Source organism: Ignatzschineria sp. LJL83 (assembly GCF_054871845.1).
In genome coordinates, this window is the sequence record NZ_JBTXLY010000010.1 from 87,968 (window position 1) to 101,403 (window position 13,436).

General features: G+C 38.8%; 12 protein-coding genes. 2 read left to right on the forward strand and 10 right to left on the reverse strand.

What is annotated here, in order from left to right:
• Positions 1-10: 10 nt before the first annotated feature.
• The gene (locus tag ACYSN2_RS07815; RefSeq protein WP_461749696.1) at positions 11-1,102 is read right to left on the reverse strand and encodes a tartrate dehydrogenase; all 1,092 of its coding nucleotides are present in this window, start codon (positions 1,100-1,102) and stop codon (positions 11-13) included.
• Positions 1,103-1,287: 185 nt separating this feature from the next.
• On the opposite strand from ACYSN2_RS07815, the gene ACYSN2_RS07820 reads away from it, so the two are divergent.
• The gene (locus ACYSN2_RS07820; RefSeq protein WP_461749697.1) at positions 1,288-2,193 is read left to right on the forward strand and encodes a LysR substrate-binding domain-containing protein; all 906 of its coding nucleotides are present in this window, start codon (positions 1,288-1,290) and stop codon (positions 2,191-2,193) included.
• Between the two features lie 16 nt (positions 2,194-2,209).
• Here the strand turns inward: ACYSN2_RS07820 and yddG are convergent, their stop codons facing one another.
• Together yddG and ACYSN2_RS07830 are read right to left on the reverse strand one after the other, a co-directional pair.
• Positions 2,210-3,097 carry an aromatic amino acid DMT transporter YddG gene (gene yddG / locus ACYSN2_RS07825; RefSeq protein ID WP_461749723.1) on the reverse strand — a complete coding sequence of 296 codons (888 nt, stop codon included), beginning with the start codon at positions 3,095-3,097 and terminating at the stop codon, positions 2,210-2,212.
• A gap of 18 nt (positions 3,098-3,115) precedes the next feature.
• Positions 3,116-3,589 carry a hypothetical protein gene (locus ACYSN2_RS07830; RefSeq protein ID WP_461749698.1) on the reverse strand — a complete coding sequence of 158 codons (474 nt, stop codon included), beginning with the start codon at positions 3,587-3,589 and terminating at the stop codon, positions 3,116-3,118.
• Positions 3,590-4,267: 678 nt separating this feature from the next.
• On the opposite strand from ACYSN2_RS07830, the gene ACYSN2_RS07835 reads away from it, so the two are divergent.
• Positions 4,268-4,447, forward strand: coding sequence for a hypothetical protein (locus ACYSN2_RS07835; RefSeq protein WP_461749699.1), 180 nt, complete (start codon positions 4,268-4,270; stop codon positions 4,445-4,447).
• A 391-nt stretch (positions 4,448-4,838) separates the two neighbouring features.
• On the opposite strand, the gene ACYSN2_RS07840 is transcribed toward ACYSN2_RS07835, so the two are convergent.
• From ACYSN2_RS07840 to trpD, 7 genes are all read right to left on the reverse strand, one after another.
• The gene (locus ACYSN2_RS07840) at positions 4,839-6,689 is read right to left on the reverse strand and encodes an SLC13 family permease (protein WP_461749700.1); all 1,851 of its coding nucleotides are present in this window, start codon (positions 6,687-6,689) and stop codon (positions 4,839-4,841) included.
• A 101-nt stretch (positions 6,690-6,790) separates the two neighbouring features.
• Positions 6,791-7,336, reverse strand: a complete 546-nt coding sequence (locus ACYSN2_RS07845) for an isochorismatase family protein (RefSeq protein WP_461749701.1) — start codon at positions 7,334-7,336, stop codon at positions 6,791-6,793.
• Between the two features lie 158 nt (positions 7,337-7,494).
• Positions 7,495-7,698 (reverse strand): hypothetical protein, encoded by a 204-nt coding sequence (locus tag ACYSN2_RS07850; RefSeq protein ID WP_461749702.1) that lies wholly within the window; start codon positions 7,696-7,698, stop codon positions 7,495-7,497.
• Between the two features lie 662 nt (positions 7,699-8,360).
• A complete protein-coding gene (trpA, locus tag ACYSN2_RS07855) occupies positions 8,361-9,173 on the reverse strand; it encodes a tryptophan synthase subunit alpha (protein WP_461749703.1) in 813 nt (270 codons plus the stop codon).
• Between the two features lies 1 nt (position 9,174).
• Positions 9,175-10,359, reverse strand: coding sequence for a tryptophan synthase subunit beta (gene trpB / locus ACYSN2_RS07860; protein WP_461749704.1), 1,185 nt, complete (start codon positions 10,357-10,359; stop codon positions 9,175-9,177).
• 281 nt (positions 10,360-10,640) lie between these two features.
• Entirely contained in the window at positions 10,641-12,053 is a 1,413-nt protein-coding gene (trpCF, locus tag ACYSN2_RS07865) for a bifunctional indole-3-glycerol-phosphate synthase TrpC/phosphoribosylanthranilate isomerase TrpF (RefSeq protein WP_461749705.1), read from the reverse strand.
• Positions 12,054-12,251: 198 nt separating this feature from the next.
• Positions 12,252-13,289, reverse strand: a complete 1,038-nt coding sequence (gene trpD / locus ACYSN2_RS07870) for an anthranilate phosphoribosyltransferase (RefSeq protein WP_461749724.1) — start codon at positions 13,287-13,289, stop codon at positions 12,252-12,254.
• Positions 13,290-13,436: the final 147 nt, after the last annotated feature.

The following is a 13,436-nucleotide window of genomic DNA, read 5'->3' on the forward strand; positions in this document are numbered from 1 at the left end:
TTATTATTTATTAACGCTTAATCAATTTAACAATCTCCTCCCCAATTTCTTCTGTTGAAGCAATACCTCCTAAGTCTTTAGTATGCGGCCCATTCGCTAGAACTGATTCTATGACTTCTAAAATTAGGTCATGAGCTTTCTTATATTGCTCACAGCCTTCTATATCTCCAAAAAAGTCCAGCATCATAGCTCCTGACCAAATCATAGCAATAGGATTCGCGATATTTTGTCCATAAATATCCGGTGCTGAACCATGAACAGGTTCAAATAATGAGGGAAATGTTCTTTCCGGATTAATATTTGCAGATGGTGCTAACCCCATAGTTCCCGTACAAGCAGGGCCTAAATCCGATAAAATATCTCCAAATAAATTTGAAGCAACGACAACATTAAATCGCTCAGGGCTCATTACAAATCTTGCAGATAAAATATCAATATGCTGTTTATCCCACACAATATTAGGATAAGATTTTGCGACTTCTTCAACTCTCTCATCCCAATAAGGCATACTAATTGCTAAACCATTTGATTTCGTTGCACTCGTTAGCTTTTTTCGGGGTCTTTTTTCTGCCAACTCAAAAGCATAATGTAAAATTCTATCAATACCACGCTTACTAAAAATGGATTCTTGTAGCACAAATTCATGCTCCGTTCCTTCATATACTTTCCCACCAATCGCCGAATATTCACCTTCTGTATTTTCACGAACAACGTAAAAATCAATATCTCCCGGCTCTTTATTGGCAAGTGGGGATTGAACTCCCGCAAATAATCGAACGGGACGCAAATTGACGTATTGATCAAACCTTCTGCGAAATTGTAAAAGAGATCCCCATAGTGAAATATGATCCGGCACGACATCTGGCCAGCCTACTGCCCCATAATATATAGCGTCAAAAGGTTGTAATATCTCAAACCAATCTTCGGGCATCATCGAACCATGCTTTAAATAATAATCACAATTTGCCCAATCAAAAATTTCAAATTCAAGATTCAGCTGAAATTTTTCAGATACCGCTTTTAAAACGGCTAATCCCTGCGGCATAACTTCTTTACCAATACCATCCCCAGCTAATACCGCTATTTTAAATACTTTAGTCATTATTATTCCCTTGTATATGCTATCTATTAAATTACTAATAACTATTTAAAAATATAATGGCAGAAATTATTACGGATATCAGTCACAATAAAGAAACCATACATTTACAAAATGCGAACAATATTTATTTGTCTTCAAATAGATAGATACTTTGCTCATTCGCCAACTTACACAAAGGAAATAGAATGGAACTTCCCCAAACTCATGATCTCTACGTCTTTTTAATTGTCGTCAAGAATAAAAGCTTTATTAAAGCCGCTGATGAGCTTGGATTTTCTCGTTCTTATATTTCTAAAAGAATTCAAATTCTTGAAGAAACTCTTAACTATAAATTACTTCATAGAACCTCTAGAACAATTGAAGTCACTCACCAAGGTGAAAAGGTATTTGCATGGGCACAAGAAATTTTGCTAGATATTCGGAAAATGTCTGAAGACTTAATTGATAACGTCGATGATCCTCAAGGAAATCTTTCGATTACGAGTAGTTTAGGATTCGGAAGACAACATATAGCACCGCTTCTATCCGATTTTATAAAGCAATATCCTAAAATCACTATACGCTTTGATACCATCGATAAAATGCAAGATCTTGTTGCTCAGCATGTTGATCTTGATATTCATATTGGAAATAAAATAGCGCCCAATCTCATTGCTAAAAAATTAGCTCAAAATATCCGTATTCTGTGTGCTTCTCCAGAATATCTAGCACAATATGGAACACCAAAAGACTTACAAGATCTTCTCTATCACTCTTGCCTAGTCATTCAAGAACGTGACTCCTCTTATGCGACCTGGAAACTAAATTCTCAAAACGGTGAACAGCAAATTAAAGTTTCCGGAAACCTATCCTCCAATAATGGAGAATTAGTCCGCCACTGGGCGCTAGAAGGTCAAGGGATTATGCTCCGTTCTCTATGGGATATTTCCCATGAAATCAAAGAAAAAAACCTTATTAGAGTTTTACCGGAATATTATCAAGATGCAGATATTTGGGCGATTTATCCCACTCGTCTCAATAATTCAGCAAAATTAAAAGCTTGTGTGAAATTTTTAGAAAAAGAATTATCAACTCGTCTAAAAAATGGCTAATAAGCCATTAACAACCCTATTTTCGAGTAGATCTCGTAGAAAAATAACAGAGTACAGAACCGATACTCACCATCATCACACCTTGCCAAAACCCAAAAGTCAGCGATGTACTTAATACAATTGACGCAATGACAGTTGAGAGAATGGGGATGAAATAGGAGGCAACTGCAAGAATAAGTACATTACCGTGTAACATCCCAATATTCCACGCTGCACAGCCTAATCCTATTGCTAATGCTGCTAATACCAAATAGAGAATGGAAGTACCGGTAAAATCTAGTGGGTTATTCGCCAATGAAAAATATTGAATCCAAAATGCGATAGCCGCTAAACAGAAAAAGAACGCAATGCCATTCTTTCCTTCTGATATTCTTGCTGTCATCACGCAATAACTCGCCCAAATCATAGATCCCATGAAAGCTAAACCATAGCTTAAAGGATTTGTTTTAATATTTGCGATAAGTCCTGTAATATTCAATGCTTCCCCATTTCCTAAAACCCAAAACACCCCTAAAAGCGATAGTATAAATCCAGGAATAATGAGCCAAGAGGCTTTTTGTTTATTAAAAATAATGGCAGCAATAATGGTAAAAGTGGGCCAAAGATAATTAACCATACTCACCTCAATCGCTTGCTGACCATTATGGCTATAGCCTATGGCTAACGATAAACAGATTTCATAAGTCACAAATAAAGTGGATCCAAGCCATAAATAACGCCTTGGAAATGTCCGCAAGTTAGGAATTCCTACAATCCATATCAATAGTAATGCCGCTAACGTATAAATTAATGCTGCCCCACCCATTGCCCCAAAACTTTCACTGACACTTTTAATGAGAGCCACCAAAGAGCTCCACAATAAAATAGCTGAAATCCCGATACAGGTTGCTTTGATAGATGTTATGGATGACATATAAGTTCTCTAGTAATAAAATTCTAATGAATCATTTATTTCCAATGATTCATCTGTAAATAAGTAATCGATGTATTGTGATAACAAAATTGAAAGCCCTAAGATCACAAGCCATATCACAACATAGTATTGCCTCTGTTTTAAAAATCGTGATCGGACAATCAAATATCCCGGCAATAATACAATCCAAAATAAAGAAAACAACTGTTTTTGCGGATTCTTCTCTTTAATAGATTCCCGGTCCATATATGTTAGTAAAAATATGAGAGCATTGCTCATGATAAAAAGTAACTCATTAATACCTGAAACTTCGGATATCGCTGCCCAATATTCAATCCCCATACCAAGCAAGATCACCATAAAAATGGCATATATATAGCCATTGGTATAATAAGGATTGGTTGCAACATTAGCAGAAATAGCTGTCATAGGATCTTCTAAAGGAGATTTTGAAGATGACTTTGTGCGATTCAAAATATTCATATTTTCATCATTATTGGGATTATAAAATTCTCTTAATCCTACCGATAAACCTTCGGTAAAGAAACTTAAATGATATTTATTCTAGAAAGATATCCGTCCATAAATTCGTAACTACTTGACATTGAATAGATAGCTCTATACTATTGCCGAGTTGAATTTAGAAATACTTTTTAATTCTATGTTGAGCATCTCAAAACTTATAACCGATAATACGAGATGTAGAATTAACATAAAACTTTCAAGATTATTAAATACCGCATATAAATTCTAAAATATATGCTAAAAATCTATTAATGATCCCCGATATTTTATCCATTTCTAAAATATTTTTATAAATGTATGTTTCTGTAACACAGCTGAATATCACAGTTCTGTAACAAGCCGATCATATATAGATCAACAATCATTAACTTATTATGATTAATATCAAATGTTATTAAATAAATACTGATTTTTCAGAAAAAATATATACAAATCTTTTTAAAAGAGTTAAGTTAATCAGGTCGTATTACAAAATTGACGACTATTGATGTTGCTCTCGCTCATTGAAAAGAAAATGAAGTGCGTTAAGCGACAAGCAATATAAAACACTCTTTTAGGCGAGCTTAATCAGGCAAAGCCATATTCCTATGAATATAAAACTCTGGATATAAAAAGAAAAAACTAGGAGAAACAAACATGATTAAAAAACAACCTATTGACCGTAACGGTCATCTTATCAGCATCGGCGGTTCACTCATGAGAAATGAAGAGTGGGATACTATCATTCGTATCGATGAGAACACCGAACAAGTTTGGTACAAAAATGGCGGATTTAACTGGTTCGAAGAGATGAAACAGTTCGTCCAATTCTCGTAATTTTATAAGTTTCACAGACCTCTTTTAGTAGCTTGCCTCTCACACAAGTTTAGGAGCTCACAATGGACTTTTAGTCAGCCCATCCTTCGATGGGCTTTTTATCGTCTGAAGAAAGCTTAGTGACACAAACATCATAATGCTTGTCCGTTCGAATGCTTGTATTTTTATCAAGATAGGGTGCCGGAAATGAGCGTTTCATCACTTACAAAAAGAGCGTTATTCCACCGAAATAACGCTCTTTTTTTACTATCTATCTATGACATAAATATTACGTAGATATTACACATTGCATCCATTCACGAATCATTCATCTACTGACTTATCAGCTATCTTATCCAAAGATATTTGATCCGATGTCCTTTGTTTAATGTCCTCTGTCTAAGACCCTTTATTAAAAGGGAAATAGAAGTGGAATCAAGAAGACCGCAATTGCCATTACAATACACACAAATGGCACACCGATCTTAATAAAATCGCCGAAGCTATATTTACCGGGTGCAACCACAAGGGTATTCACTGGCGATGATACCGGCGTCATAAATGCCGCAGATGCTGCGATTGCTACCGCCATTGCAAAAGGATATGGCGAAACACCTAAAGAAGATGCTGTTTGAATAGCGATAGGCGCCAATAGAATCGCCGTGGCGGTATTGGAGATAAAGAGTCCAATAATTGCCGTAAATCCAAAGATCATTGCCAAAATAAACCGAGGACTTGCGCCCCCACTCATATCGAGCAGGAATTTTACCGCTAAATCTACACCACCTGTATTTTGAAGTGCAACGGCAAAGGGGAACATCCCGACAATCAGAATAATACTCTGCCAATGAATCGATTTATAGGCACTATCCATGGTAATACAGCCAAATGCGCCCATTAATAACGCGCCAAAGATCGCAACTAATACATTTGGGAAAACACCAGAAATCATGAGCGCAACGGTTATTAAAAGCGCCACAATCGCGTATGGTGCTTTTTCCATTGCCGGCGCTACTTCATCAATTTCTGCCGGGATTGTCAAAACAACGAAATCATTCGTCATCGTTTGTAATTGACGAATCGCACGCCACATTCCAAATACTAAAAGTGTATCACCTCGCTTGAGCTTTTCATTCAAAATTTCATGCTCTAAAAGCTTTCCTTGTCGTCTAATGCCCATCACATTTAGACCATAATTTGATCTAAAGGCATTTTCTAAAACCGTTTTATCAATTAACTGAGAATCAGGATGAATCGTCACTTCAACCATTCCTATTTCCCGGGAATGTTCATTAAAGTAACTGCTCATTAACGGCAATGAAATGAGATTAAATTTCTGTAAAAAACGATCTACCTTTTCAGGATAAAAGAAGTCAAATAACAATACGTCATTCTCTTGAATCACACGATCAGGAACTGCATCAAGCACAATATTACGAAGACGGTTTAATCGTCTTTCAACCACAATGATATTTGCGCTATGCCCGCCCCGAAGATTCATCTCCGCCAAGCGTTTTCCGATTAATGGCGAACCTTTACCCACTTGCGCACGATAATTACGTCCTTTCAAATGATATTCGGCTGCCAAGTCATCAAAATTTAAACGCGTTTTTCCAGACCCACTCTTATCCGCTGTTTTCTTACCCAGAAAACGTCTGGCAAACAGCATATAGAAAATTCCCACAACAAGAATCACAAGCCCTATTGGTGTGAAAGAAAAGAATTGAAACCCTTCAAAATTCGCAAGCTGTAATTGGCTCGAAACCACAAGGTTTGGCGCCGTTGCAACAAGTGTTAACATCCCACTGATTAATCCAGCAAAACTAAGCGGCATCATTAAACGGCGAGTATCCGCCTTCATCTTTGCCGCAACGCTTAAAATAATCGGGATAAAGATCGCCACAACGCCGGTAGAACTCATCACAGATCCAAGTACCGCAACCGATAACATCAGTAAGACAATCAGCCTTGTTTCACTATTTTTAGATTGTTTGACAAGCCAATCCCCTACCCTAAAAGCAACGCCGGTACGGACTAATCCATCGCCGATCACAAAGAATACGGCAACAATAATCACACTGCTATCACTAAATCCTGCAAGCGCCTGATCAAGAGAAATACTTCCAGTCAAAGGAAGCGCCAACAGCGCACAAACCGCCACCACATCCATACGTGGCTTATTCATCATAAAGGCGACAACTGCCGCAAACAGGAGCGCTAAAACGATAATCAATTCATGATTATCCATAATTTGTTGCATCATATCTGTGATTTCTTTTGGGATTTTTAGAGTTTAAATAAGGGAACATGAAATTCCGGCAGATAGATGATTGTCTGCCGGAAAAATAATATCAAAATACTGTGTTATCGAATCAATTTACTAATCACTTTAAACTTCGGATTTTCAGCGGTTTCCAAAAGTTCAAACAGGAACATCTCTGTGCTTGTTAAAGTTGCGCCTAATTGAATCATTTTATTGAGTCCGAGTTCAGTGTTTGCTTCTACTCTTGAAGAAACCGCATCTGAAACAACTTCCACCTCATATTCTAAATCTAAGAGATCTCGAACCGTTTGATACACACAAACATGTGTTTCAACGCCGGCAACAATAAAATGCACATGATCATATTTCTCTAAGAGCGTTTGAAATTCTGGCGCCGGAACACCGCTAAACGTCATTTTCTCAATGGGCGATAAGCCTTTCTCTTCGAGCAGTGTTTTTAATGGCTCAATAGTTCTTCCCAATCCTCGTGGATATTGCTCTAACCACACAATGGGGATTTCAAGCTCTAACGCGCCTTTTACTAAAATCTCTAAATTCTTTGAGACTAATGCTTCTTTATCGATTGCCGGCATCAATTTTTCTTGAACATCTACGAGGACTAATACGGTATGATCTTGTTTCGACATGCTCTACTCCTAAATAATTGCTAAGTGTGTTATCACTAATTTGATAATTATAGATTCTTTCTCATCGCCTGCCTTCTTAAAATTCTCATGAAGTTTGACGAAACGCATCAATCATCTATAAAAAAATATCATGTCCTTTCGAACATGATATTTCGTGCTTATTCTTCGCTCTTTTTACGACCTTTCGTAAGTTCAACTTCCCGATGGAATTGAGATTCTAATCCGCCTTCCGGCATGTAATAAGTTACCTCGCCTACTTCTTCTGTTTGGTCATTGTAATGAAGCAAAAATGGCATTGTGACCATATATATGAACACGCCAACCATGCCGAGAAAGAGGAGTGAGAGAAAAAATCTATGCATTGATAATCCTTATTGTGATCATTTTATAACGATAAATTATCAGTTAATATTCTGCCCCTGATTATACGACAAAATTTTATTTTTTGTCAGTGAAGAGATGCGCACGTTTCGCATTTAATCTCAGTGATTCATCCGATCAATATTCATCTTAAAGCTTCTCAAAGCGTTACAGGTTGATCTTTCTCCATAAACACAGAAGTCACTTCTTAGTTGCCTAAATAAAGCGCTGATAACACAAACTCAATTACAAAATAAGGGCTGATTCATCGCTGGATCGAATGTTTGCATTTTTCTGAAAATCTCGTGCCAGCAGTATGAAGCCTTTTTAGAATGTTAAACCGAAATAACCATACAGAACCAAGATCTGTTGAATATTCAAAAATTAGTAACTATAACCTACTGAAAATATTTCAATCATGACGTCTGCCATAATGCCAATCACGATCTTTGAAACGGCAAGTTACATCAATATTCAACAATCCCTAACCATACAAATTCCCGATAAAGTCATCCATAAAAAAATCAGCCATGAAAAATGACAATTTCATTCATCATGACTGATTTTAAAGTATGTTCTCTAATCCGCTCTCATCTATTCTAATCCGCTTTAACGTTCGTTTTTAGAGTTAGACTTAATAAGACTTTAATACAAAACCCTTGATCTACTCCGGTTTTGTTGCCGCTTTCATCGCCGTAATAAATGCCGCAAGTCTTTCCAATAAAACGGTTGGATTTTCCACATTTTCTCGGATAATTTGCGTGACTGCAGAACCACTAATCACGCCAGAAACGCCGCAAGAGAGATAATATTTCGCTTGCTCCGGCGTTGCAATTCCAAATCCTTGAACAATCGGCGGTGCGCCTGCTGTTTGCAGTTTTTCGATATTCTCTTCTAAAGAACCACCTTCAAGCGCCTGATCAACACCCGTCACGCCGGCGCGAGAAACTAAATAAGTATAACCACTTCCCTCTTCTGCAATGCCGGCAATGGTTGCATCCGTTGCGTCCGGCGGGCAGATAAAGATCGGCGCAATGCCATTCTCATCCGCAGCTTTCTTAAAGAGCTCTGATTCTCGTAAAGGCACATCCGCCACAAGCACGGAATCAATGCCGGCAACGGCACATTTTTGATAAAACTGCTCAATGCCGGCAGCATGAATAAGATTTGCGTACATCAATAAGCCAATCGGCACTTCGGGATAGAGCGTGCGAATTTCCGTGAGAAGCTCAAAAGAACGCGCAACATTCATGCCATTGCCAATCGCTCTCAGCACAGCACCTTGAATTTCAGGGCCATCGGCAAGAGGATCGGAAAAAGGAATACTCACTTCTAACGCATCCGCGCCAGATTCAATGAGCGTGATTAAAATTGCCTTGGAAATCTCATAAGTAGGATCGCCAAGCACCACAAATGGCACAAATGCCCCTTCATTTTTTTGAGATAAACGGCTAAATAGGGTTTGATAACGGCTCATATTATGGGGTTTCCTTCAAAATTTTATGTACTGAGAAAATATCTTTATCACCACGACCAGAAAGGTTCACAACTAACAACTGCTCTTTCTCGGGATTCTCGGCAATCATCTTGAGCGCATAAGCAAGCGCATGAGAGGATTCCAATGCCGGCAAGATTCCCTCTTTTTTCGCTAATTGTTGGAAAGCATCTAATGCTTCTTCATCCGTAACGGATACATAATCCGCACGGCCAATATTGTGAAGATGAACATGTTGCGGCCCAACGGATGGGAAATCTAATCCCGCAGAAACAGAATATGAGCCTTTAATTTGTCCTTCATCAGTCTGCATTAAGTGGGATTTCATGCCAAAGTAAATTCCCGGCGTTCCATGCTTTAAAGATGCACCATGTTCGCCGGTATGAATCCCTTTTCCACCCGGTTCAACGCCAATTAAACGCACATTTTCTTCCGGAATAAAATCTGTAAACATACCAATGGCATTCGATCCTCCGCCGATACATGCCAATACCGCATCCGGTAAGCGACCTTCTCTTCTTAAGATTTCTGCTTTTGTTTCTTCGCCGATCATCTTCTGGAATTCACGCACAATGGTTGGGAAAGGATGGGGACCTGCCGCTGTTCCTAAAAGATAATGCGTCGTTTTATAACTTCCAGACCAATCCCGAAGCGCTTCATTACAGGCATCTTTCAAAGTTCCTGAACCGCTCGTAACCGGAATAATCGTGGCACCCATGAGCTCCATACGAAACACATTCGGTGCTTGGCGCTCAATATCTTTGGCGCCCATATAGATTCGGCATTTCATATTCAAAAGTGCACATGCAAGCGCCGTTGCAACACCATGTTGCCCCGCGCCCGTTTCCGCAATGATCTCCGTTTTGCCCATGCGCTTTGCAAGAAGCGCTTGTCCAAGCACCTGATTCGTCTTATGTGCTCCGCCATGAAGTAAATCTTCTCGTTTCAGATAAAGTTTACTCTTTGTGCCGGCAGTTAAGTTCCGGCAAAGGGTTAATGCAGTTGGTCTTCCGGCATAGTTTTTCAATAAATCCATAAATTCCGCCTGAAATTCAGGATCATTTTGCGCTTTGATAAACTCTGCTTCAAGCTGATCAAGTGCCGGAATTAAAAGCTCAGGAACATATTGTCCGCCGAACTCACCAAAATAAGGATCTAACTGTCTCATGATTGTCTCTTTTTTATTGAATGTTTAATTGGATGTTTATATTGAGTGTTTATTGAATTTTGATCTGTTTGTTTAAAATGGGATGTTTGTTAGTAACTGATTCACGCAACTGTATCTAGATATCGATTGAAATGTTCATTTGAAAAATAGAAGTGATTCATCGCTGGGTCGAATGCTTGCATATTTCTATATATCTCGTGCCAGCAATGGTGATTCCCTTTTTCATTTCTAATTCTCAAACCGTAATGTTCTCTATTTCCGTTGATCGATTACTTAGTTGTTTAATGATTGTTGAGATTGGGCTGTTTATATTTCACGATTTTTTGGAAGATTTCCGTGAGTTTGTCGGCATCTTTCTTTCCGGGAGCACTTTCAACACCGGAGTTGATATCTAACCCTAAAGGCTGATAACTCAAGGCTTCTTCTACATTACTGCTCGCAATGCCGCCGGCTAAAAAGAGATTCGATAGATCTAAGCCTTTCAAAAGCGACCAATCAAATGGCTCTCCGCTGCCACCTTTTTTACCATCTAACAGATAGTAATCCACATCTGTATAATTCATTGCCGGTAAGCTTTCAGCGCCATTTTGAATATTGACCGCTTTAATGATCTTCACATTTTCCGGCAATTTTTGACGAAGCTCTGAAATAAATGCTTGCGGCTCATTCCCGTGAAGTTGTACGGCAAATAATCCCACTTTTTCCGTGATATAAACAATGGAATCGATATCATCATTTTGGAAAACACCGATAAAATTCAGAGGTACTTCCTTCGCAATTTCCGCCGCCGTATGATGTGTGATTCCTCGTGGACTTGAGAGAATAAAGATGAAGCCACCGTAAATTGCGCCGGCATCCAATGCTGCTTTAGCATCTATCACGGATGTTAAACCACACACTTTATGACCGCCCGTTAAAAGCTCTTGGAGCGCACGACCTAAATGATCGCTTCCCATTAAATGACTGCCGATAAGAAAACCATCGGCAAAATGCGAAATACGGCGAATATCACCATAGCTACGAATACCGGATTCACTAATCACAACCTGCTCTTTTGGCATTAATGCACGGAGTTTTTCCGTTTTATCGAGATCAATAGAGAGATCCCTTAAATCCCGATTATTCACGCCGATCACTTTTGCTTGTAACTTCAGCGCTCTTGCCACTTCCGCTTCATCATTCACTTCCGTTAAAACGCCCATTCCAAGCTCGTGCGCAATCTTTGCTAAATAGCGATATTCATCATCACGGAGAACAGATAACATTAAAAGTACGGCATTTGCGCCATAATGACGCGCTAAATAGATTTGATAGACATCTACGATAAAGTCTTTACAGAGAATTGGCGCTGTTGTGAAATTTTTAGCAATGGCGATATTTTCAAAATCTCCGCCAAAGTGACGATTTTCTGTTAATACGGAAATGGCCGTTGCATAAGGATCATAAGCACTGACGATTTTTACTAAATCAAAATCTTCCCGAATCAATCCTTTTGAAGGAGAAGAACGCTTACATTCTAGAATATATGCCGGTAAATTTTGGGCTTTTCTTGCAGTAATATTTTGATAAAAATCTCGATCAGCCTCGCTCACTATTAAAGTCTCTTTAAAAGTGCTTAACGGCTTCTCTTTCGCCATTTGTACTACATCTATTCGTCTTAACTCTACGATTTTATCTAATACTGTTCCGCTCATGCCCTTTTCCCTATTTCCCTGTTTATTTACTATATATTTATCTGTTATATAAATGCTGATTCTGTTCTAATGCGCTTGAATCGATCTCTATCCAATCATTGATTCAATCACTTATTCAATTACTTTAGTTGTAAAGATCTGACAAAATATTTCGCTTCCAATCTCTCTAGATGTTTCTCTCAAAACCTCACTTCCGCTTTATGCAATTTTCTCAAAAGATAATACCGCTTCATCTTGAAACTGATTGCCGGTAATTTTTTCTAATAAGTGTAATGCTCTGCCTTCTGAAATTGCCGATAATGCCGTTTGTGCATTTTCCTTTAAATCGTCAAACCCAAAGAGCTTTAAGACCATCGCCACATTAATCGCAACCGCATGACGATGCGCTTCCGGCGCTTTACCATGAAGCATGGTTAATAATGTTTGACGATTTTCAGCAGCATCTCCGCCGCGAATGGCTTCTAGTGGATGCTCATTGAGTGCAAAATCTGAAGGTTTTACATAATAAGTTGAAATCACGCCATCTTTTAATTCCGATACTTTTGTCGGCGCATGAAGTGCTACTTCATCCATGCCACCGCCGTGAACCACTAATACATGTTCATAACCCAGAAGCTTTGCGGTTTCCGCCATCAACTCTGTTAAGCTTGCATCATAAACGCCCATCAATGCCCGTTTTGGTCTTGCGGGATTTGTTAAAGGTCCTAAAAGATTGAAGATCGTACGAGTTTTAAGCTCTGAACGGGTTTTTGCCGCATGCTTAAAACCTGAATGATAATGCTGAGCAAAGAGGAAAGTGATTTGATCATTATCTAAAGAATTTCGTGCTTCTGTGGGTGTTTTCAATAAGTTCACGCCAAGCGCTTGTAAGAGATCTGAAGAACCCGTTAAGCTCGAAACACTGCGGTTACCATGCTTTGCCACAGAAACACCGCAACTTGCTGCAACGAGAGAACTTGCCGTTGAGATATTCACCGTATTTAAGCCATCTCCGCCCGTTCCGACGATATCCGCAAATGGGTAATTAGGTGATTCAAATGCTTTCGCTTCATTGATAAAAGCTTCCGCAGCGCCGGCAACTTCAGCGGCTGTTTCGCCGCGAAGTTTCATAGAAATGAGCGCAGCACTCAATTGTGACTCGCTCACTTCCCCACGCGCAATGGCGGTAAATAATGTTTTGCTCTCTACTTGAGTTAAGTGTTCACCGCAATATAATTTTTGGAAAATCTCTTTCATCACATCATTCATGGCTTTCTGCTCCAATCTCTTCATCAATTTAAACTGTTTTAATTATTTTTGATTTGATGCGGGATTTTAGCCACTGTTTCTTTAGACATAAAAAAACCCGCATTTTCTTGCGGGTTCTTCGATATTTGTACCTAG